24 protein-coding genes are annotated in these 19,610 nt (G+C 60.2%); 17 read left to right on the top strand and 7 right to left on the bottom strand.

Annotated features, from left to right (window positions below):
• From HH800_RS00905 to HH800_RS00890, 4 genes are read left to right on the top strand one after another with little or no spacing between them, the layout of a single operon-like run.
• Positions 1 to 3,273: a phage tail tape measure protein gene (locus tag HH800_RS00905; protein WP_169859919.1), complete on the top strand. Its 3,273-nt coding sequence runs from the start codon at positions 1 to 3 to the stop codon at positions 3,271 to 3,273.
• Positions 3,266 to 3,952, top strand: a complete 687-nt coding sequence (locus HH800_RS00900) for a hypothetical protein (RefSeq protein ID WP_169859918.1) — start codon at positions 3,266 to 3,268, stop codon at positions 3,950 to 3,952. Before HH800_RS00905 ends, HH800_RS00900 begins: the two co-directional genes overlap by 8 nt.
• Positions 3,949 to 4,530: a hypothetical protein gene (locus HH800_RS00895; protein ID WP_169859917.1), complete on the top strand. Its 582-nt coding sequence runs from the start codon at positions 3,949 to 3,951 to the stop codon at positions 4,528 to 4,530. The genes HH800_RS00900 and HH800_RS00895 overlap by 4 nt, the downstream gene beginning before the upstream one ends.
• On the top strand, positions 4,527 to 4,868 hold the full coding sequence (locus tag HH800_RS00890; protein WP_169859916.1) for a DUF6950 family protein: 342 nt from the start codon (positions 4,527 to 4,529) through the stop codon (positions 4,866 to 4,868). The genes HH800_RS00895 and HH800_RS00890 overlap by 4 nt, the downstream gene beginning before the upstream one ends.
• On the opposite strand, the gene HH800_RS00885 is transcribed toward HH800_RS00890, so the two are convergent.
• Positions 4,849 to 5,205: a hypothetical protein gene (locus HH800_RS00885; protein WP_169859915.1), complete on the bottom strand. Its 357-nt coding sequence runs from the start codon at positions 5,203 to 5,205 to the stop codon at positions 4,849 to 4,851. The genes HH800_RS00890 and HH800_RS00885 overlap by 20 nt on opposite strands.
• Before the next feature lie 106 nt (positions 5,206 to 5,311).
• On the bottom strand, positions 5,312 to 5,494 hold the full coding sequence (locus HH800_RS00880) for a hypothetical protein (RefSeq protein WP_169859914.1): 183 nt from the start codon (positions 5,492 to 5,494) through the stop codon (positions 5,312 to 5,314).
• Between HH800_RS00880 and HH800_RS00875 the strand changes: the two genes are divergently transcribed.
• The 4 genes from HH800_RS00875 to HH800_RS00860 are packed head-to-tail and all read left to right on the top strand — an operon-like array spanning position 5,460 to position 9,456.
• A complete protein-coding gene (locus HH800_RS00875; RefSeq protein WP_169859912.1) occupies positions 5,460 to 6,749 on the top strand; it encodes a phage tail protein in 1,290 nt (429 codons plus the stop codon). The genes HH800_RS00880 and HH800_RS00875 overlap by 35 nt on opposite strands.
• Positions 6,749 to 7,027 carry a PE-PGRS family protein gene (locus HH800_RS00870; RefSeq protein ID WP_169859910.1) on the top strand — a complete coding sequence of 93 codons (279 nt, stop codon included), beginning with the start codon at positions 6,749 to 6,751 and terminating at the stop codon, positions 7,025 to 7,027. Before HH800_RS00875 ends, HH800_RS00870 begins: the two co-directional genes overlap by 1 nt.
• Positions 7,028 to 7,051: 24 nt before the next feature.
• Positions 7,052 to 7,453, top strand: a complete 402-nt coding sequence (locus HH800_RS00865) for a hypothetical protein (RefSeq protein ID WP_169859908.1) — start codon at positions 7,052 to 7,054, stop codon at positions 7,451 to 7,453.
• A complete protein-coding gene (locus HH800_RS00860) occupies positions 7,450 to 9,456 on the top strand; it encodes a hypothetical protein (RefSeq protein WP_169859906.1) in 2,007 nt (668 codons plus the stop codon). The genes HH800_RS00865 and HH800_RS00860 overlap by 4 nt, the downstream gene beginning before the upstream one ends.
• Before the next feature lie 47 nt (positions 9,457 to 9,503).
• Here HH800_RS00860 and HH800_RS00855 read toward each other — a convergent pair whose 3' ends face one another.
• Complete coding sequence (locus HH800_RS00855) at positions 9,504 to 10,436, bottom strand: EpsG family protein (protein ID WP_169859905.1); 933 nt, start codon at positions 10,434 to 10,436, stop codon at positions 9,504 to 9,506.
• Positions 10,437 to 10,831: 395 nt separating this feature from the next.
• On the opposite strand from HH800_RS00855, the gene HH800_RS00850 reads away from it, so the two are divergent.
• The gene (locus tag HH800_RS00850) at positions 10,832 to 12,598 is read left to right on the top strand and encodes an acyltransferase family protein (RefSeq protein ID WP_169859903.1); all 1,767 of its coding nucleotides are present in this window, start codon (positions 10,832 to 10,834) and stop codon (positions 12,596 to 12,598) included.
• A 323-nt stretch (positions 12,599 to 12,921) separates the two neighbouring features.
• On the opposite strand, the gene HH800_RS00845 is transcribed toward HH800_RS00850, so the two are convergent.
• Entirely contained in the window at positions 12,922 to 13,080 is a 159-nt protein-coding gene (locus tag HH800_RS00845; protein WP_169859901.1) for a hypothetical protein, read from the bottom strand.
• A gap of 97 nt (positions 13,081 to 13,177) precedes the next feature.
• On the opposite strand from HH800_RS00845, the gene HH800_RS00840 reads away from it, so the two are divergent.
• From HH800_RS00840 to HH800_RS00820, 5 genes are read left to right on the top strand one after another with little or no spacing between them, the layout of a single operon-like run.
• Positions 13,178 to 13,696 (top strand): hypothetical protein, encoded by a 519-nt coding sequence (locus tag HH800_RS00840; RefSeq protein WP_235681987.1) that lies wholly within the window; start codon positions 13,178 to 13,180, stop codon positions 13,694 to 13,696.
• Positions 13,697 to 13,725: 29 nt separating this feature from the next.
• Positions 13,726 to 14,073, top strand: coding sequence for a hypothetical protein (locus HH800_RS00835; RefSeq protein WP_169859899.1), 348 nt, complete (start codon positions 13,726 to 13,728; stop codon positions 14,071 to 14,073).
• Positions 14,074 to 14,099: 26 nt separating this feature from the next.
• Complete coding sequence (locus HH800_RS00830; protein ID WP_169859897.1) at positions 14,100 to 14,786, top strand: N-acetylmuramidase domain-containing protein; 687 nt, start codon at positions 14,100 to 14,102, stop codon at positions 14,784 to 14,786.
• A complete protein-coding gene (locus HH800_RS00825) occupies positions 14,786 to 15,121 on the top strand; it encodes a DUF6527 family protein (RefSeq protein WP_169859895.1) in 336 nt (111 codons plus the stop codon). The genes HH800_RS00830 and HH800_RS00825 overlap by 1 nt, the downstream gene beginning before the upstream one ends.
• Positions 15,122 to 15,126: 5 nt before the next feature.
• Entirely contained in the window at positions 15,127 to 15,312 is a 186-nt protein-coding gene (locus HH800_RS00820; RefSeq protein ID WP_169859893.1) for a hypothetical protein, read from the top strand.
• A gap of 345 nt (positions 15,313 to 15,657) precedes the next feature.
• Here HH800_RS00820 and HH800_RS00815 read toward each other — a convergent pair whose 3' ends face one another.
• Positions 15,658 to 15,810 carry a hypothetical protein gene (locus HH800_RS00815; RefSeq protein WP_169859892.1) on the bottom strand — a complete coding sequence of 51 codons (153 nt, stop codon included), beginning with the start codon at positions 15,808 to 15,810 and terminating at the stop codon, positions 15,658 to 15,660.
• Positions 15,811 to 15,839: 29 nt separating this feature from the next.
• Here HH800_RS00815 and HH800_RS00810 point away from each other — a divergent pair, with 29 nt between their 5' ends.
• Entirely contained in the window at positions 15,840 to 16,277 is a 438-nt protein-coding gene (locus tag HH800_RS00810; RefSeq protein WP_169859890.1) for a hypothetical protein, read from the top strand.
• Positions 16,278 to 16,295: 18 nt separating this feature from the next.
• Here the strand turns inward: HH800_RS00810 and HH800_RS00805 are convergent, their stop codons facing one another.
• Entirely contained in the window at positions 16,296 to 16,685 is a 390-nt protein-coding gene (locus HH800_RS00805) for a hypothetical protein (RefSeq protein ID WP_169859888.1), read from the bottom strand.
• Positions 16,686 to 16,757: 72 nt separating this feature from the next.
• Positions 16,758 to 16,925 (bottom strand): hypothetical protein, encoded by a 168-nt coding sequence (locus HH800_RS00800; protein WP_169859886.1) that lies wholly within the window; start codon positions 16,923 to 16,925, stop codon positions 16,758 to 16,760.
• A gap of 587 nt (positions 16,926 to 17,512) precedes the next feature.
• Between HH800_RS00800 and HH800_RS00795 the strand changes: the two genes are divergently transcribed.
• Both HH800_RS00795 and HH800_RS00790 read left to right on the top strand, forming a co-directional pair.
• Positions 17,513 to 18,709, top strand: coding sequence for a tyrosine-type recombinase/integrase (locus HH800_RS00795; protein ID WP_169859885.1), 1,197 nt, complete (start codon positions 17,513 to 17,515; stop codon positions 18,707 to 18,709).
• Positions 18,706 to 19,605 carry a hypothetical protein gene (locus tag HH800_RS00790; RefSeq protein WP_169859883.1) on the top strand — a complete coding sequence of 300 codons (900 nt, stop codon included), beginning with the start codon at positions 18,706 to 18,708 and terminating at the stop codon, positions 19,603 to 19,605. Before HH800_RS00795 ends, HH800_RS00790 begins: the two co-directional genes overlap by 4 nt.
• Positions 19,606 to 19,610: the final 5 nt, after the last annotated feature.

Genomic DNA, 19,610 nt, shown 5'->3' with positions numbered 1-19,610 from the left:
ATGGCGTCTAGCGTGATCGGCCAGCTGCGCGTCATCCTCGGGATGGACACCGCCGCCTTTGAAAAGGGCCTGACCGACGCCGAGCGGCAGATGGCGCGCGCTAACCGCAATCTTGAGCGCATGGGTCAGCGCATGGAGAATGTCGGCAAGTCGATCAGCGTCGCCGTCACCCTCCCCTTGCTCGCCGTCGGCGGCGCAGCGCTGGGCATGGTAGCGAAATTCGAGAGCGCCATGAACCGCGTGGAGGCGGCCACCGGCGCCACCGGCAAGCAGCTCGACGCGCTCAAGCAGCGCGCGATCGACCTGGGCAAGGACAAGAGCTTCACCGCTTCGGCGGCCGAGACGGCCGACGTCATGGAGATGCTGGCCAAGAATGGCCTGAACGTGCAGCAGATTCTGGGCGGCGCGACCGAGGCTACCCTGCGCCTGGCGGCGGCGAACGGCGCCGAGTTCGCGCCGGCCGCCGACGCGGTGACCGACATCATCCAGCAGTTCGGTCGTCAGGTCAGCGATGCCGACAGCATCGTCAACAAGATGACCGGCGCCATGCTGGTCAGCAAGATGGGCTTTGAAGACTATCGCCTCGCGATCGGCCAGGCCGGCGGCGTTGCCGGCGGCATCGGTGTCCAGTTCGAAGACATGAATGTCGCGCTGGCCGCGACATCGTCCCTGTTCGCCTCGGGATCCGACGCGGGCACCAGCTTCAAGACGTTCCTCACCTCCCTGCCCGGCAATTCCAAGCAGGCGAAGGAAGCGATCGAGGCCTATGGCCTGTCCTTCTACGACGCGCAGGGCAACATGAAGTCGCTCGGCGATATCGCCCAGAACCTGCAGGATCGGCTGGGCGGCCTGAATGACCAGGTGAAGAGCGAGGTGCTGTCCGACATTTTCGGCACCGACGCCATGCGCACCGCTATCGGCCTCATGAACCAGGGCGCCGACGGCATCGCCAAGGTGCGCGCCGAGATCGACAAGGCTTCGGCCCAGACGCAGATGGAAGCCCGCATGAAGGGCTGGGCCGGCGCGGTGACGCAGGTCAAGAAGGCCTTCGAAGCAGCGGCGATCGCCATGGGCGACAGCGGCATCCTGGGCGCCATCACGAAGGTGCTGACGCTGGTAGCGTCGACGGTCGCCGCCTTCGCCTCGCTGCCCCAGCCGGTCCAGCTCGTCATCGGCACAATTCTGGGCCTGACCGCCGCCGTCGGCCCGCTCGTGATCATCACCGGCAAGGCGATCCAGATGTGGACCGGGCTCGCCGTCCTGCTGGTCGGCCGGTTCGTGCCTGCCGCGACCGCCGCGACCGCCGCGACCGTCGCGAGTGGGACCGCTGCTACGGGGGCCGCCGTCGGGTTCACCACGCTGCGCGCGGCCATGGCGTTTCTTATGCCCTGGGCTGCAGTGATCGGCGGTATCGCGCTGGCACTGTATGGAATGAGCAAGGCAACGGCGGAGGCGGCGACCCAGGCGGACGGCCTTGCCAATTCGCAGAGCGCGGCCAACAAGTTCCAGGCCGAATATCAAGCCATCATGGCAAAGGACAATTCGGCAGGCATCGCCTCGGGCGTCAACGGTCTCGCCGACGCCCATAAGCGCGCGGCTGACGAGGCGTTCCGCCATGCCCAGGCTGAGCTGGCAGTGCGCAAGGCGGCGATCATCCAGACCGCGCGCGATGCCCGCGCCGGCTACCGGACCGAAACCCGCACCCGCTATGAAACGGTGCCAGGCTCGCGCGAGCGCCGCGCGGTGCAGTATAACGAGCGCGTCGCCCTATCGACGCGGCGCGGCGGGCGTGGCGGGGACAATAGCGGGCGGTCGGAACAGGATCGCGCGATGGATGCGGCCCGGTCGGACTGGCGCGCGGTCTATCAGCAAGAGCAGGATCTGATCGCCGCCCATAAGCAAGTCCTCGCGTCGCCTGCGGCCAAGCCGGTTGTGGTGACGCCGACCGTCGCTGCGAACGACAATGGGTCGGGCGGCGGGCGCGGCCGGGGCAAATCGGGGCCGACCAAGGAAGAGCTTGCCGATCGTCGGGAGGCGATGCGCCTGGACGCCGAAATGGCCGCGGCGCAGCTGCGCGGCGATGAAGCGACCGTCCAGCGCCTGCAGGATCAGATCGACCTCAAGCGCCAGATCAAGGACTATGAGGACGCGGGCCTGACCGCTGTAGAGGCCAAGAAGGCCGCCGAGGCCGATCTGGCAACCATCGCCGCGGCCCGCCGCGTCGCCGCGCAGCGCGAGATCGCTGACCAGCGCCAGTCGGTCGAACTCGACATGGCGCGGCTTGCCGGCGACGATGAACGGTCGCTGCAGCTGGAACGCGAGCTGGAGATCAAGGATCGCATTCTGTTCTTCGAGCGCCAGCTGGTCGACATCACCGACCAGAAGCTGCGGCTGGAGCAGGCGACCGCCATGGCGATGGAACAGCAGGCGAAGGTCGATGCCGCCCGCGCGGCCGGCCGCGCCCGTTGGCTGGCGCAGGATGAGGCTCAGCGGCAGATCGATGTGATGAAGGCGCGCGGGGATACCGAAGAGCAAATTCGCCAGGCCCAGCGCCGCTATGACATTGAACGCCGGATCGAGCAGCTGAAGGCGCAGGGGTTCACCGAGGGCGCTGCGCGCGAAAAGGCGACGGCCGAAGACAGCGAAATGGAGATGGCGCGCCGGCAGGGGGAATGGCGCGGCGTGATCAATGGAGCGGTGCGCGCGGCGATGGACGGCGACCTGAAGGGCTTTGCCAAGAACTGGTGGAAGGAGCAGGTCGCCAAGGGCATGGAGGCCGGCCTCAACAGCATCAGTGATTTCCTGTTCTCGCTGTTCAAGGATGCTTTCGGCGCGGGCGCCTCATCGCTAGGCGGCGGCGGAGGGGGTGGCGGGCTGATCGGGTCCATCGCCAAGGGCATCGGTTCAATCCTGGGCGGCGCGTCATCGAAAACTCCATCGGCCGGCCCGGTCATCAACCAGAGCGCCATCTCGAACGCCTTTGCCGGGTTGCCCGGCTTCGCGAACGGCACCAACGGCTGGATGAAGCCGGTCGGCGGCATGTCGGGCGTGGACAAGAATGTCGTGGCGTTCCGCATGTCCAGCAACGAAGAATTTGCCGTGCGCCACCAAGGCGAGGACGGCGGACCGGTCGGAGGGATCAGCATCAGCCAGAGCCTCACCTTCAGCGGCGCCATTGATCTCGCGACCAAGGCTGAAGCCGCGCGCTTCGCCGAGGGAGCGCGTCAGGCCGCGATCAAGGGCGTGATGGAAGCGAACCGCCGCCGTGCCTGATATCGCCTGGCCCGATGGCCTCTCGCCCTACAAGGTGATGTTCTACCTCCAGCCGCATGTCGGCGGGCAGGAGAGCCCCCTTACCCGCACCCGCAAGACCTATGGCCTGTCTGCGCCCCGTTGGGTCGCACGCCTGACGTTCAAGGCTGGACACGGCTATGATGATGACGGCCTGTCCTGCCGCTTCGGTCCGCGCGCTGATGATGCCATGTTCTTCGCCGCCCGGCTGGATGCGCTGATCGCGCAGTTGAAAGGCGGCCTTCAGGTTATCCGCTTTCACGACTTCCGCCGGCCGCGCCCACAGAGCTACCTGACCCTCTATTCACCAGCGATGACTGTCAATGCAGCCAGCGCAGGCGATAACAGCATCGTCATCAATCGCGAGCCCGGCGCCGTCGGGCCGTCGATCGGGGATTATATCGGCGGCGACGGTCGGCCCCATCTCGTAACCGACGTTTCGCCCAAGCTAGGCAGCATGATGTCGAAGGCCGGGCCCGACGGGAAGATCACGCTGACCTTCGAGCCACCGCTGTCGGCGGACATCGACCAGGATGCAGAGCTGGAGATCGAGCGCGTCACGGCGCCTTTCGAACTCACCAGCGAGGACGCAGGGCAGAATGAGGGCGAGATCGGCGCGCCGATCGACTATGTGCTGGAATTCTCGGAGAAGATGCCATGAGCGGCATTCGCGATCTTGATCCCGCGCTTCAGACAGAAATCGAAAAGTCCGAGCTGCGCCCATTCCTCGGCCTTCATATCGACCTGCCGGATCCGGTCTTCGCCGTCACCGGCAATGCAACGATCAACTATGCGGGCGAGGAATGGACGGCGATCGGCGGCCTCGGCCAGATCGACACCATCGGCGAAGGCACTGACGGCGCATCCGTCGGCGTCCAGGCCACCCTCTACCAGGTGCCATCCGAATTTCGTGACGATGTTGCAGATCAGGCCACCCGTGGCTGCCTCTATGAGCTCTATGTTGGTGCGCTCGACGCTAGCTATCGCAACGTCATCGGGTTCAAGAATATCTGGAAGGGTCGGCTCGACACCTATGACGTTCTCGACGCCGGCGAGACGATCACTGTCACGGCCGGCGGCGAGAGCAGGATGCGCGACCAGCGCCGGCCGGCGATCAAGCGCTTCACCGACTGGTGGCAGCAGCGTAAATATCCGGGCGACCTGGGCTTCCAATATGTGTCGAGCATGGTCGAAGTACCGATCATGTGGGCAAAGGCCAGGCAGGAGCCTCCGCTGTGATCGATCCCGGCTGGCAGGACCATTGCGGCGACCGGTGGCGCGCTCATGTGCTGGCGGCAACCGGCGCCGACATCTGCGACATCGTCGGCCCCTCCCCGCGCCGCCCGCGCGACTGGGCTGCGATGATGCGGCGATTGGGGGTTCGAAGCATGGCGGGCGTGATCAGCGCCGTGCATGGCGATGCGATCCCCTACCGTCAGGCGCGACGCGGCGACATCGTGCTACGCGGCTGGGCCATAGGGATTTGCAGGGGCGACGGCGCGGAATTCTTCGGCGGCGATATGGTGCATATGAAGGATGTCGACGTCGCTTGGCGGCTTATCCAATCTCGCGCTTGAGCGCAGCGATCGCGTTCTTGGGCTTCGGCTTGCAACTGATCACGTTGCCGCACCATGCGCGAGCGGCGATCTCAGTTTGACCATTCTGCCCCTTTCTCTTGACCAAAACGTAAGACAAGTCCGTGTTTGCGTAGATCGCGCCATACGTGGCCAGAAGGTCGGGCTTATCGACCGCAATCTGGAACCGGGTATTGCGGCGGATCCAATCGGACGCGCGCTTCCACTTATCATCGCAATCGACATCTGATGCGCAGGAACTGATTGGCTCGGCCTTCTCGGCCCATCCTTCAGCCCTCATGGCAACGTCAGCCTGCAATGCGATCGCGAGTAGAATCATAGGGCACCTCCGGGGCCGGCAATCTCAACGATCGGGGGCTTATGGGCAAGGTGGTAAAGGTGGTGGCCGTCATCGCCGTCGCAGCGGCGATCGCTTATTTCGCGCCTCAGATCTCTGCTGCCATCTTGGCATCGACTGCATCCGCCGCGACCGTGGCCGCGACGACGGCTGCCGTATCCGCCGCGCTTTCACTTGCTGCGGCAGCGGCGTTCACAATGTTGGCTGGCAAGCCGTCGAGCAGCGCCACCCCCAGCATGTTCCGCCAATCGGTGTCGAACAGCTTCATCATCTATGGCAAGCGCCGCGTCGGCGGGCTGCTGATCTTCTTCCACCCGGCCGGCAAAGAATATCGCTATTTCGTGATCGCCGTCGCCGGCCACCGGTGCAAAGGTGTCACTCGGTGGTGGCTCGCCGACGAGGAAGTGAGCGTGAACGGTGCCGGGCTGGTCACCAGCGGCAAATATGCCGGGAATGCCTGGCTCTGGTTCTATCGCGGCACCGAGGATCAGGTCGCGCATCCCACGTTCGTAGCGGAGACGGGCGGCAAGTGGACGGTCAACCACCGCTGCCGTGGCACTGCCCTGATCTATGCCAAGTTCAAGATGACCAATGATGTGGTCCAGGCAGGCATGCCCAACATCACCGCGGAGGTTGAGGGCAAGGACGATATCACGGATCCGCGGACCGGGCTGGCTGGCTATACGCGCAATGCGATCCTGACCTTCTATGATTGGATGCGCACTCCGCGGGAGGAAGGCGGCTTCGGCTGCTATGATGACGAGATTGATGACGACTGGGTCGCTGCTCAGGCCAATGTCTGCGATGAGGACATGGCCACGCCAGCCGGCACCGAAAAGCGCTACGAGTTCGACTGCTATATCCAGACCGGCGCCGCGCCGAGCGAGGTTCGTGATACGTTCGTGACCTGCTGTGCGGGCAGCTTCACCTACAGCAACGGCAAGATGTTGCTCCGGCCAGGCTATTATGTGCCGCCCTCCGCGACGCTCGAAGAACGCGATCTGTCTGGGCCGTTCACCGTCCCGGTCCTGCGCGCGGGGGACGAGATCGCGACGGAGGTGACCGGCACCTATGTCAATCCGGCCGACAAGTACCAGCCGGCGGACGTTCCTACACGATCCATCGCATCCGATGATGTGCGCCAGACGCCCTATGATTTCCCGCACATTACCTCGCATTATCGCGGGCAGCGGTTGCTCGAAATCTATCTCCGCAAGTCCCAGGCTGAGCGGCGCGTGACCTGGCCAATGAACATCATGGGGATCGCGATCTCGACGCTCGACACGGTCCAACTCGCCACCGGCAAATATGGCCTGAGCAACTATGCGTTTCAGGTGACGAGCTGGGGGCTGAGCCAGGATTTTTCAGTCAATCTGCAGCTCGAAGAGCATAATGCTGACATCTTCGAGTTCGACGACGAAACCTATCTGGAACCGCCGACAGGCGGCGAATTGGCGGTAGCCGATCCGATCACCGACATTGACGAAGTTATCCTGGACGGCGGCGACGCCACGACGGAGGCCTGATGCCCACGGTTCGATATCAATTGCGTGGCGATACGGCCGCCAACTGGGCGGCTGTAAATCCGGTGCTGAAGGCGAAGGAACCAGGCCTCGAGACCGATACGCTGCTCGTTAAATATGGCGACGGCGCCACCGACTGGAACAGCCTGCCCTATTCGGCCGTGAACCTGCCCACGATCCTCGAAGCGATCGCCGGCGCCACGCCGATCGCCGATGGCACCCACACGATCGGCGCCAACACGATCACAACCGTCAGCGGCCTCATCACCGCCATCACCTGACCTTTCAGACCCAAGGGAACCGCCATGGCCATCTCCCGCGATCTTTTCGCGGCGCGCAATCGCGCCTTCGATACAGTGCTGGAGCTCGACTATCCCGGCGGCGAGCTGCCGCTGGCTGGCGCGTCCATATCGCTCCAGGTGCGGCTGTATGCGGGCGCTGCTGGCGCTCCGATCTTCGAGCAGACGGATATCACCTTCTCGGATGCGGCGATCGAGGATGAGGCTGGGTGGCGACGCCTGACGGTGGAGCCGAGCATCCCGCGCGCGGATCTGGAAGCCGACACCGTGCCAACCGGCCTCAACAAGCCCGAGATCGGGGAGGCAGACCGCTTCGAATATGAAATCACGCTCACCTATGCCGATGCCGCGCAGGACACGCTGTGGGCGGGTGGGTTCTACCTTGAGCCGGGAGTAGACCTGACATGAGATTGCAAGCATCTGTTCGTGACCGATCGCGCGGTCTGCGCGGCCCCCAAGGCGATGGGATAACGCCAGAAGAGCGGGCCGATTTCGATGAGAAAGTTGACGCAGCCGCAGCGTCTGCCGCTCTGGCAGAGTCCGCCGCAGGTCCGACCTATGCCACGGTTTCCGCTGGCGAAGCTGCTACGGCTGTCGGTCACACGTTCGCAGTCGACAATGGCGACAGCACGGTCACGATCTACCTGCGCACCTCGGGCGGATCGACAGCGCAGCGGACGTTGGCCACTACCGCCGCCCTCGCTGCGCCTTCTGGGGCGGCGCTGATCGGTTCCTTGCAGGCCGGTGCAGGAGCCGTTGCCCGACCGCTAGAGGACGTGCTGCGCGATACCGTCAACGCAAAGGACCATGGCGCTGTCGCTGATGGCGTTACCAGTTCATATGCAAAAATATTAAGCGCTCTGGCTGTGAACGGCACCGTCGACATCACTGGTGGGGGCACTTACAACGTCGATGGCGAACCTGGAGGTGGCGGCGTTTTCATAAAAACAACCGGTTCGCTGGTTGGTGATTATCAGACCACTCTTGAAACAATCGTATATAATTCAAGGCCTATCACGGTTGATTCTTCTGGCGCGATGCCTCATGATATCAGCCTCAGGCACCTTGTCGTCAAAAACAATCCTAACAATACCAATGACTGGGCACCGATTTGGGTTTGCTCAAAGGGTGGGTTGATTTTAGGGAACCATACGAAACAGTCATACTTCGGGATGACTGTCTGTTTTTCGTTTTACAATGACAAAGCAGAGCGCCGACCGTCAGAAATTCGAGTGATCGCCAATCAGTCACAGGGTAACGGGTCTGCCTTCGAGATTTTTTCGAATAAGAATTCAGTCTTAGTCGGGAATGTCGCATACAAGGATGGTGCGAAGGCCGCGCTGCATGGGTATCGTATCACTGGCTATGGTGAAGAAAGACCGGCTCCGGGCGTAGACCTGAAAAACTATGGTGTCGCAGGAGCGGGTAATTCCGCGAACAATTACGGAAACGGCATAAGTCTGCAAGCCGGGGTGTTTGCCCATGCACATGCAGGATATGCGCTGACCGATTGCACAAACGGCATCCGAACGACAACTAATATTTCCAGCCTTGAGAATCAATCGAAGTGGAACGTGTTCACGGCCATTGCTATCAGCGGCGGGGACAATGGCTTATATCTTGAAAAAACCGAGAAGCACATATTCTCGGACCTAGCGATCAGCAAGCAAAACTTTTACGGCATTGCGGCCATGCTGGCTTCAAGCCCGGCCACTTATGGCACGGGCAAATATAACCGTATATCTGGACTTGTTTCTGATTATACGGGCGTAGGCGATGCCGTCAGAATTGAAACCAGCAATGGCCGCTGGGATTTAACGGTTGCTGATATCAATGCAGCCGCCGCTGCGGGCGTTCGTGTTTCAGGCAGCTTCAATGTCATCACCATCACGGGCGGTGGCTTCGCCTCTACAAATCAGGCGTTTTTGACCGTTACCGGCAACAATAATATCATCATGATAGCTTCGGATGACATTGCCCGGACATTTGGCGAAATCTATATCTCCGGCAGTGACAATACCCTTATCGTCAATCAGTCGCGGGCGGGCGGCAATAGTGACGGGCGCGTAATTGTTACTGGAAATAACAATATTCTCCAAGGGCACTGCAACCTGTTCTCGCTTAGCGGAAGCGGCAATGACTATACAGGTATTGTCGGCGGGAAATCTCGCGGCCTGATAAGTGGGACGACCGACGCGAGCGGCGATATTCTTGTCACGCATGGCCTGAATACAAGCCACAACTCGACCGGCTATGTGATGGCGGCAAACGCATCAGGAACCGCCTTCGCCGTTTGTCAAGTCCACACAAAGACCTCGACCACAGCAAAAGTCAGGTTCTTCGACGCAGCCGGGGCGGCGCTGGCAAACACCGCTGTCGCTGCCGAATGGCGAGCGGAAATCTATGGGTGACATTGCATCGAGTAAGGTCGCAGATCACCCCCTCGATTAAGGGGCGGCTACCCAACCCAGAAAAGTACCAAATAGGCCATGCTCGACGCCAGAACGTAGACGAACGCCGTTCGCCTGACCGCCGTATTGGGCAGCCGCGAGATGCCAACGATGATCGCCGGTAGAGCGAGCGCCACAAAGCGATTGCCCGCGCCTCCCGACAGGTTGGCCGCAAGAGAAATCGTGGCGCTCAGCACCGCCAGCAGCGCAGCGCGATCCTGCAAAATCAGGCGGGGGTAGAAAGCAAATGGCAAGCCGTAAGATGCGAGCATGGCGGTAAAAAGCACGCCGCTTCTTACGATTTCGAGATAGGCTCGGCGATCTCCGACATTGTCCAAAAAATCGTCGCGCAATGTGCCGAGGGCGATCGCGCTGCCGATGATGAGAAGGGCGGCAATTATGCCTGCGCGCTTCCTGATGAAGCCGCTGTCCCACGGAATGAGCAACGCGACGGCATAGATCAGCATCGCAGTGTGGATCAGGGGCGCCAAGATCAGCAGCGCGTACTTGATGACCTTCCTATCGGACATCAGCGCGAGCCATATCAGCGCCATGCCAAAAGCGGACCTGGACTGAGAGAAGGCAAGCTCGATAGTGAGCGGGCTAACCAGCAAGAGCAAATAGATCGGCGAGCGAGTTTTGTGCGCTACGAAGACGCAACTTATCGTAAGGACGATTAGGGCAATAGCCGAAAAGATTCCGGTGAAATCGAAGTAAAAGCCCAGCTCGTATACGAGGCCTCGCCAAAGGTACTCTTGTGTGAACCACTCTACCAGCGACCCGGCCTGATCGTACCGATATCTGCCGTAGTAAAATCCCTCAAGGTAGTTCTGAAGGTCGCTAAATGGTGCGCCTTTGACGGCTTCCCAATCGATAGCCCAAAGGATAAGCGCAAAACATAGCGCTGCAAGCAACGCCCCGATCTTGGCGACGCGGCTCATCGGGTGATCACCAATGTGAAGATCAGGCTGGTACATAGTGCTGCGCTACCCGAACCCGCGGGCGCCTGTCCACCGGGATATGTTGTGGCCAGTCCTCCTCTGCGATGGCAGGCCGGGACGCCAAGACGATACCGAGAATGAGTCCGTGAACAGGCTGCCGCCGGCGGATGGTTTAATGGCATTCTGCCTTACCGCTTCGCAACAATGACCTGGCAATGTCGATGGACTGCCCATGAACCGCGGCGTCTCCCAATAGGATTCTTTGCCGGGCTGGCGGAGGCAGAATGTGTTAGAGCAGTCTGCTGAGGACGGATTGCGCCATTAGGCAGGGACTTGCCACTGTCGCTGTGATCATGCAGGGGCACCCTAAGAATGGCTTGGTAGGCGAAGTCTAAATGGAATTCAGAAGAGATATCCAGATATATCGTGGGATCGCGGTATTGGCTGTTGTGCTTTTTCATTTGGGCCTTGGCGGCTTCGAAGCAGGGTTTCTGGGTGTCGATATTTTTTTCGTCATCAGCGGCTTTCTGATGCAGATGCTGTACACAGAGCAATCCACCTGGCGGTCATTCTATCAGCGTAGAGCCCGGCGCCTGCTGCCTGCCTACTTCGCGACTATCCTCACGACGTTGGTCGCGTCCGCAGTTTTCGTTCTCCCAAGCGAATTTTCACAGGCCGCCAACCAGGCACTCTGGTCAGTCTTTTTCGTGCCAAATATCGGCTATTGGGCACAGAATTCTTATTTCAGCAAGTCTGACTTCAACCCTTTGCTGAACCTGTGGTCGCTCGGGGTTGAGCTGCAATTTTATTTGATACTGCCAGCGCTTGCGTTTTTAACACGTAACCGGACTTGGTTGCTAATTGCCGTATGCCTGGTCTCACTAGCATTGTGCCTATTGGCGGTCACTATCAGTCCCAAAACGCCATTCTTCCTTGCGCCATTTCGTATTTGGCAATTTGGAGCGGGAATGCTCGCCGCCCGGTTCGCCATCGGATCGAACCCTAAGCTCGGTTTGCTTTGCAGTGTGCTTATGCTGGCGAGCCTCTTTCTTCCGGTAGATGGCTCTGCGCTCAGCCCAATAGTGGGCCATCCTGGACTTGGATCGATTGTTGCCACACTGGCTACTGCTGGCGCACTCATATGGGGGCTGCCTACCAAGGTGACCACATCCGCAGCAGGAACGGCTTTGCTGAAGTTAGGCAATGTTTCGTACTCGATTTATCTCGCGCACTTTCCTGCGCTGGTGCTGTTGCATTATCGACCCTTCAGCGGAACGATTCTGGGCTATCAGTCGGCACTGCATATCTCTGTGTCCATCGCCCTAATCGGAGCTTGCTCCTTTATTCTTTATATGCTGTTCGAAAGGCACAGCGTGCGCCTCTTCTCGTGGCGCAATTCAGCTTTGACGGTGGCAGCGGTGGCAGCCCTCGCAATCACTCTTCCGTCGTTTCAACTGGTCTTTTTTCCAGATCGCGATCAAAAGATTTTTAAGGCTTTCCAGGACCGGGCACCTTACCGCTGCGGCAAACTTATCCGGATCACGCAGCCAAAGGCAGAGATATGCGCAATCGGAGAGGCCGGCGTTCCCATATTGTTAATCGGCGACAGCCATGCTGATGCGATTAAGGTATCGTTCGCTAAAGTCAGTGCCTCTTTGGGCCAGCGACCATATTTTGCGGTTAGTAATGCTCCTCTTCTGTCCGATAAGCTCAAACCCGATTGGCTCGCGCGCCAGGCAAAAGTTGCAGGTGCTAAAACCATCTATCTCCATTACTCGCCAGATAACGCCCGGAAAATTGACATACCCGCCATCAAAGCAGTCGCTAAATCTGCTGGCCTTCGTGTGATTTGGATTAAGCCGATCCCAGTCTATCGCGCCAGCGTGCCTGAATTACTATATCGGCAAGCGCATGAGGGAATGGCATTTGTTCCGCAGTCCCTCGCTGCATATTCCGCTCACAATCAGAAAGTTAGCAATACCCTTTCAGCTTTGGGTATTCCAACAATCGACCTAGCTCCAGTGCTGTGCGCTCCCGATTGCAGAGTGCAAAGCTTATCCGGGGAGTTATACTATTTTGATGACGGCCATCTCACGTTGACGGGCGCGGCAGCTTTGGAGCGCGGATTGCGAGACCAAATGTCTCAGTTTGCTGCTTTATAGAATGCCGAGGTGGATCTCCTGTCAGGGCTCCACCAGAAAACGGAATTAAGATGGGCGTCGGAGAAATGGCTCGCCATTCCCGCTCTATGCGGCGGAAGTGACCTATGGACAGGCTGTCCCTTGCTTGATCGATGACGGTCGCATAGCCTCGAATCAGCTGAGGGCGCCATGGATTACGAGGTCTACGACACAAGCAAGGTGGCGGTAGTCTTGCCTGCGCTATGGCGAATGCTGGGCCATCCAGGCGGCATTTCGCGTTCAACGCCCGGGCGGGTCGCAAGGTTGCGCCCCGAAATGCATGCGAGAGGCCGGGCGGCAGCTGATCAGAACTGCAGAAAGCCGGTCGCCAAGGCCAGCATCACGCCGACGACCACCGCGAAGATGAGGAACATGAAGTCGGGCTTATAGGGCCCCTGATCAGCGCGCCCTCGGTCCTTCTTCAGGTCCACCTCGCGATCATAGTCATCATCTTGCATCGTCATGCCTCCCTTGGGCGCTGCTGCTCACGGTCGAAAATGTAATCCCCAAAAACCCATGGAGAAGCCTATGCTTGCGTCGATTGCCGGCGCGGCCGGAAGCGTGGTCGCCAACTATATCGCACAGGGGCCGCCCACAGCGATGCCGCCCAGCTTCGATAATGGGGCTTCGCTCTACCTGTTCAACCTTTTCCTGATGACCGCGACGACGTTCCTAGGCGCGATGATGGTCGGCAAGCAGGGCAGCAGGATATGGAGCCAGCGCATCTGGGACCATCCGCTCGATCCCGTCACCCTCTATCGCGCTATCACATTCTTTGCCGGGATCGGCATCACCCTGCGGTGTGGTGCTGAGGCCATGTTTCTTTGGGGCTGGAACCCGGCAGACGCAGCGACTTCAGCGCGCGTGTCCATGGCCAAGCGGTGGATCGACCCGATCGCCATAGGCTGCGGCCTTATGTGGATGACGATCGTAGTGCTGGGAGAGCCTGGCATCGAACATCAACTGCGCAAAGCGCCCCTTCCCGTCGACATGTGGTCGCGCTGGCCCATTCTGGTCCGTGCGCTCGCTGTCATCATTCTGAGCTTTGTGGCCGCCCTGGCCGCCGTATGTCTGCGGTGAGATTGGGTGCGGCGCTGGGGGCTGCCGCAATGACCTCTATTGCATCTCGCGAACCGGTGATCTGGTGGATCTTCGGTGAGCCGTTTCACGCTGGCCCCACCATCGTCTGCATTTGCGGCGTCATCATTACCCGCGTCATCATCGGCCTTCAAGCCAAGGGCAAGGCCCAGTGGGCGCTCGATATCGCCATCACCGCGCTTTGCCTGCTGGTCGCTACCCTATGGGTGCAGGCGCAGGAACTGGAACTGCTGGCGGCCGGCATCACTGGCATCGGTGTGGGCAGCCTGGGCGCGGGCATCATCGGCATCGCCAAGAGTGCGATCGGCGGCCGGTTCAAGGCCGCGATCGACGCCTTCATGGGCACCACGCCGCGCTGAGCGGCGCCCCATCACCGGAGATTGATATGGACCAATTCACCCTGCAGCGCAGGCTGTCGTCGCTCGGCTATTATAATGGAGCGATCGACGGCCAGCTCGGCCCCAAAAGCAAAGGCGCAATCCTCGCATGCCTGACCGACGGGCCGGACCATCCGATCAGCACCAGCGACATCGCGCAGGCAGCGGCGGACCTGTCCGTCGAGCCGGCAAAGGTCTGGGCGGTCTATGATGTGGAATCGACCGGATCCGCCTTCATCGACGGACGGCCGACGATCCTGTTCGAGCCGCACCGGTTCAGCAAGGCGACGGGGCACCGGTTCGACAAGAGCCACCCTCGGCTTTCGTCTCGCGTCTGGAACCGCGCGCTCTATCCGGCCGGTCAGGCGGCGCGCTGGCAGCAGATGCTGGATGCCGTCGCCCTCGATGTCGATGCAGGCTTTGCGTCGGCCAGCTATGGCGGCTTCCAGATCCTGGGCGAGAATTATGTGGTGTGCGGCGCGCCGGACCCGTGGTCCTTCGCATGGCGCCAGGCGCAGACCGAGGGCGACCAGTTGGAAGCGTTCATCCGTTTCGTTGCCGGCCGTGGCCTGAAGGGCGCGCTCCAGCGCGGCGACTGGGCCGCCTTTGCCAAAGGCTACAATGGCACCGCCTACCGCGAGAACAAGTACGACACGCGGCTGGCGGCGGCATATGCGAAGCGGAGGGCCGCCTGATGGGTGCGCTCTCCCCGATCCTGCGCGGCGCGGAAGATGGCGGGCTGCTCTTCTTTTGTCCGGGCTGCCGCGCCGTCCACGGCATCAAGGTAGGCACTGGCTCCGGCTTGCGCTGGGGCTATAACGGAAACCCGGAAGCACCGACATTCACGCCGTCTGTGCTGGTAACCACCGGCCGCGCCGTCGATCCCAACTTCAAGCCTGAGCCTGGCGACCCGCCGGAGGTGTGTCATTCGTTCGTGACGGACGGGAAAATCCAGTTCCTGCCTGACAGCACGCACGCACTTGCCGGTCAGACCGTCGACCTGCCCGTTTTCAAATGGGGTGAAGACTGATGGGCTTGGGCAAGATCACGCGCGGGCTCGGCAAGGTTGGTCTGGCGCTGGAGGCACTGGGCTACGTAGTGATCGCAGCAAAGGCGATCGGCCGGGCTATCAAGCGTGCCCCTGACGCGCGCCGCGATGACGATGAATCGCGCCAGGAGCTTGGCAACGATACTAAGGGCGGCAGGGGCGAACAAGAGTGACCCCATCCAGATCCCGACAGGTCGCACAACTTGTAAGATAAGGATGGGGTCTCCGCATCAGGGACGGGCCGCGGCCCTGACGACAGATGCAGGCGAACTAGCGGTTAATTACATCATTGTAAATTAATCGACATTAAGCGCTGCCATTCCTCGCGGAATATGTGCGGATCGCCTGCAGGCTGGCGGCTGCAAATTCCATCATCCGATCACGCCAATATGAGTGCGTTTGATCCCAGTCCCGCCACTCTCCATGAGGGTCGGAAGACCTCTGCGTTTCCCACATGGCACGGGCCATATCCTCGATCAGCGCCTGCTCATCGTTGGCGCTGCAAATTCGGCAGCGGCTCATTGTTCAGGCTTCCACTTGCAGAAAAATTCGTTTGCGATGGTTGCGCCAGCCGCAAAGGCCAGAGCTTCGATATCGTCGGCAGATACTGTTCTAGACTGTTCCATGGAGACAACGTCGCGCCGCGCGAGCGATTCGGCCAACCCTTCCATCCGACACACGTTCACATTATGTTCTCACCATGAGAATCGCCGCTGACCTTGATCGGCCGGCCGTCACCCCGTCGATCGGGCTGGCGATCGTGGGGGCCGACTTCCGCACCGAATGCGCGCCACGGCGCCAGGCGGAGATTGATCGCTGCATCGCCGGTGAGCGTGTCACTCTGCGCCCGCTCAAGCGGCTGGTGGAAGGCGTGCCGGCCGTGTCGGTCTATTCGCAGCGCGGGCGCCAGATCGGCTATGTCAGCCCGTCGCATGCTGACTGGGCGCGCAACCTGCTGCCGAGCATCAGGGCGATCTTTCACAAGGCGGACAGCTTCGGCGCGGTTATCCGGGTAGCGACCGATGGAACCACGCCCACCCTGCCCCAGCCGACCAGGCGCGGCGAGATGATGCGCCGGCCGCATGAGGTGCCGCCCGAGCCGGTGGATGAGTTCTGCGAGATATCGTTTAGGCGATGACCGGAAGTGACTTCCGAATCACTCGTCTTCGTCTTCCTCAAGCGGCAATTGCGCCTGATTCTCCGCCTGGCGCTTGGCGAGTAGGCCGCCCTGGTAACGCAGCAGGGCGACGCCATGTTCGCTAAGGCGGCCCATAACAGGAGATGATCGCCCAGGCGGGTTGATGAAAAACTCTTCAGCCCAAGGCACCAATGCCACTCTGTCCAGCCGGAAGCGCGTGGCCATCCACAGGCCGCAGAGATCCATCTCTGCCATGTTGGAGACGGTGAAGTGCTCTATCCCGCGGCGGAAGACGTCTTTGCTGGTTCCATACGCGACATGGAGCCACGGATTTCCGTACTGATCCCCGCTGACCCGCTTTACGATACAGGGATGCGGCTTAGGTCCGGGCTTATCCTGCTCTTCCACATACGGGAACCGGCACCTTGCAGCATTGCATGGTGCCGGCGCGGTTGAGAACGGATAAAACCGGAAGGCCAATTACCAAGCGTCTCCGGAAATCGGGACGAGTTCAATATCGCCTGCTGCCTCGCGGATGCGGGCATCCTGGCGCTCGATAAAATCCTTCGTCACTTCGTCATTGTACGAAGGCGTGGGACGCGCAGCGCGCAAATTGCCCCCTCCGGACTGCCTGACGGGTTGACGCATTATAGCTCCTTTCTGAGAAACGCGTACTGAAGGATGGATCTTCAGCACCAATGGACGATCGATCGCCGACGTTTCGTCACTCCTTAATCACAACGAAAGCGCACTAGCAATAGTTGCATGTACGCATCACCGTGAACATTTCCGATCACATTGATCGCCATATATGGTGGATATAGCGCATCTTAAAGTGAACATATCGTGAAGAGGTGCATCCGGTGTCACGGTCGAGGGTCGGTTCCGATCGCCGATTGTGCGGTCCCCATCGCCGATTGTGCGGGTCCAAATGCTGGCGGTCGGATGCATCTAAAATGGTTAGACATCAATCTCGGGTCGCCGCAGGAATCCGTAGGGTGTTCACCCAAAGGTAGACAATCTAACCACGTTGAAAAAGCACGTTGGTTTGTTTCCGGCTCGGGCCTCCAAAATCCTGTTTGGCGAGAGCTGCCAACAGTTGGAAAAATCCCTGTTTCCTGCTAGTTTATGGGTAATCGCTGGTTGTCAGCGACTGCCCTTATTTGCCTGTAGCCGCAGACGATGGGGGCCTAATTTGGGGGCTTTGCGAAGCCCCCACGGAAGCGAGGCCCCCAATGGTGCTGACCGATACCGCGATCCGTAACGCCAAGCCTAAGGATAAGCCCTATAAAGTCTCAGATTCGCAGGGACTGTACCTCTTGGTTAATCCGAGGGGTAGCAAACTTTGGCGGGTAAAGTACCGAATGAACGGCGTGGAGCGAAAGCTGGCGCTCGGATCATATCCCGAAATCACACTGGCTGAGGCGCGATCAGCGCGTGATGCGGCCCGCCGGCAGCTCGCCCATGCGGTTGATCCCAACGTCGCCAAGCGTCAGGCGCGCATTGAAGCCAGTATCCGCGCCAGCAACAGTTTCGCGAGCGTAGCCGAGGAATTGATTGAAAAGAAAACGCGGGAGGGGCTGGCAGAGCCGACATTGGAAAAAATGCGCTGGTTCGTGAAGCTGCTGGGCGGCGATTTCGGCAGACGTCCCGTTACGGAGATCACGCCGCAGGAACTGCTACAAGAATTGCGGAAGCATGAGCGGCGGGGCCGCCTGGAGACGGCGAATCTCCTCCGGGCATTTGCCAGCCGCGTGTTTCGTTATGCGGTAGCGACAGCGCGGGCCGATCGCGACCCGGCCCAACTGCTGATGGGGGCGCTGACAACAGCGAAGGTCAAGCATTTCCCCGCGATCACTGATCCCGCCGCTTTCGGGGCGCTGCTCCGGGCCATCGAGGATTATCAAGGCGATCCTGCCGTCATGTACGCGCTGAAATTAACGCCCCATGTTTTCCAACGTCCGGGCGAAATTCGGCAAATGGAATGGATGGAGGTTGATTTTGAAAAGGCGGTTTGGATCATCCCGGAAGGGAAGATGAAGATGCGCCAGCCCCACTCGGTGCCTTTGTCGCGGCAGTCGCTCGCAATCCTAACCGATATGCACTGCCTATCTGGTTCCGGACAATATGTGTTCCCGTCGATCAGAACGCGCGCGAGGCCGATCAGCGATAATACAATCAACGCGGCCTTGCGGCGCATGGGCTATACAAAGGAGCAGATGACCGCGCATGGTTTCCGTACGACAGCATCTTCGCTGCTGAACGAGTCTGGCAAATGGAACCCCGACGCCATCGAGCGCGCGTTAGCGCACATGGTGGCGGGCAGCGTCCGGCGCATCTATAACCAGTCGGCCTATTGGGCGGAGCGTGTTGCCATGGCGCAATGGTGGAGCAATTATCTGGACGAGTTGCGGCAAGGTGGAAACAGATGACAGGCAGCCCCGGCGAAAGATGGAAAGTCTTTGCGGACGGGGATGATATCGATGATGTTCCGCTCTGGAAGGTGCTGGCAAATATCAGGGCGGATGATCAGGACGAGGGTTTGAGCCTGAATGCGGCGTTCCTCAAAGGGATAAAGCCGCGCTTCTCACGGTCTTACAATCTCGCCATCGGCATAAGCAGCATTTTCGGGTTTCTAGCTCTTTTTTCCCTGATCGGCCTTGCAGCGGCGAATCGATCAGAATCTTCCGACTTTTTCTATTATTGCACCTTGCTGATGCTGGCAGGAACCATAGCCCCCTACTTGTGGCGGCGGGCCTATCAATATGGTCTGGCAGTCCCGGATGCCCCGCTGGGATTGCCCCACCCATCCGATCCATTGTTCGAGGAGGTGCTGGGGCATTTGCAGAAGGTCGATGGCCCGAGAGCCTATTACATCTCCCGCTTCAGCAAGAAGCGGATTGCTCTCAACCGCCGCCAGTTCTTCGGAAGGTTGCGCTACTTCCTGTTATCCGAGCAGGGCGATGACCGGGCGATAGTCATGCGCTTTCCGACCGCCATGTCCCTTCCGGCCGACCTTTATCTGCATCGCGAGGACATGGAGAGAATGCTGGCGATGAGCGCGCCGAAGCGTTCGGGCGGCCCTGGCCGCAACGTCAAATATGCCTATGTCGAGGCAGCTTTCGATCTGCGCGCCGATCCAAGGCTCGCCACGCTGGACCTGAACAACGAGGCGGCGGCGGTGCGTTCGCTGACCGATTGGTTTGACGAGTGGTTCGACAGCGCGGCCAACGTGTCAGGCGATATTCCCAAGCGCGACCGGCTGACACCCTACGCCAGAAAAATCTACGCTCACCTCAAAAAGTCTACGTTTTCCGACGACCGCTGAGCACC

It is taken from the genome of Sphingobium yanoikuyae (genome assembly GCF_013001025.1).
Taxonomy (GTDB): Bacteria; Pseudomonadota; Alphaproteobacteria; order Sphingomonadales; family Sphingomonadaceae; genus Sphingobium; species Sphingobium yanoikuyae_A.
Note: the sequence above shows the minus strand (reverse complement) of the source record. Positions and strands in the feature narration are given on the sequence as shown.

Excerpts from the sequence above, each read along its gene's own strand:
- HH800_RS00905 (WP_169859919.1), top strand. The coding sequence starts at position 1 with ATGGCGTCTAGCGTGATCGGCCAGCTGCGCGTCATCCTCGGGATGGAC.
- HH800_RS00895 (WP_169859917.1), top strand. The coding sequence starts at position 3,949 with ATGAGCGGCATTCGCGATCTTGATCCCGCGCTTCAGACAGAAATCGAA.
- HH800_RS00885 (WP_169859915.1), bottom strand. The coding sequence starts at position 5,205 with ATGATTCTACTCGCGATCGCATTGCAGGCTGACGTTGCCATGAGGGCT.
- HH800_RS00875 (WP_169859912.1), top strand. The coding sequence starts at position 5,460 with ATGTTCCGCCAATCGGTGTCGAACAGCTTCATCATCTATGGCAAGCGC.
- HH800_RS00880 (WP_169859914.1), bottom strand. The coding sequence starts at position 5,494 with ATGATGAAGCTGTTCGACACCGATTGGCGGAACATGCTGGGGGTGGCG.
- HH800_RS00870 (WP_169859910.1), top strand. The coding sequence starts at position 6,749 with ATGCCCACGGTTCGATATCAATTGCGTGGCGATACGGCCGCCAACTGG.
- HH800_RS00865 (WP_169859908.1), top strand. The coding sequence starts at position 7,052 with ATGGCCATCTCCCGCGATCTTTTCGCGGCGCGCAATCGCGCCTTCGAT.
- HH800_RS00860 (WP_169859906.1), top strand. The coding sequence starts at position 7,450 with ATGAGATTGCAAGCATCTGTTCGTGACCGATCGCGCGGTCTGCGCGGC.
- HH800_RS00855 (WP_169859905.1), bottom strand. The coding sequence starts at position 10,436 with ATGAGCCGCGTCGCCAAGATCGGGGCGTTGCTTGCAGCGCTATGTTTT.
- HH800_RS00850 (WP_169859903.1), top strand. The coding sequence starts at position 10,832 with ATGGAATTCAGAAGAGATATCCAGATATATCGTGGGATCGCGGTATTG.
- HH800_RS00845 (WP_169859901.1), bottom strand. The coding sequence starts at position 13,080 with ATGACGATGCAAGATGATGACTATGATCGCGAGGTGGACCTGAAGAAG.
- HH800_RS00835 (WP_169859899.1), top strand. The coding sequence starts at position 13,726 with ATGACCTCTATTGCATCTCGCGAACCGGTGATCTGGTGGATCTTCGGT.
- HH800_RS00830 (WP_169859897.1), top strand. The coding sequence starts at position 14,100 with ATGGACCAATTCACCCTGCAGCGCAGGCTGTCGTCGCTCGGCTATTAT.
- HH800_RS00825 (WP_169859895.1), top strand. The coding sequence starts at position 14,786 with ATGGGTGCGCTCTCCCCGATCCTGCGCGGCGCGGAAGATGGCGGGCTG.
- HH800_RS00815 (WP_169859892.1), bottom strand. The coding sequence starts at position 15,810 with ATGGAAGGGTTGGCCGAATCGCTCGCGCGGCGCGACGTTGTCTCCATG.
- HH800_RS00810 (WP_169859890.1), top strand. The coding sequence starts at position 15,840 with ATGAGAATCGCCGCTGACCTTGATCGGCCGGCCGTCACCCCGTCGATC.
- HH800_RS00800 (WP_169859886.1), bottom strand. The coding sequence starts at position 16,925 with ATGCGTCAACCCGTCAGGCAGTCCGGAGGGGGCAATTTGCGCGCTGCG.
- HH800_RS00795 (WP_169859885.1), top strand. The coding sequence starts at position 17,513 with ATGGTGCTGACCGATACCGCGATCCGTAACGCCAAGCCTAAGGATAAG.
- HH800_RS00790 (WP_169859883.1), top strand. The coding sequence starts at position 18,706 with ATGACAGGCAGCCCCGGCGAAAGATGGAAAGTCTTTGCGGACGGGGAT.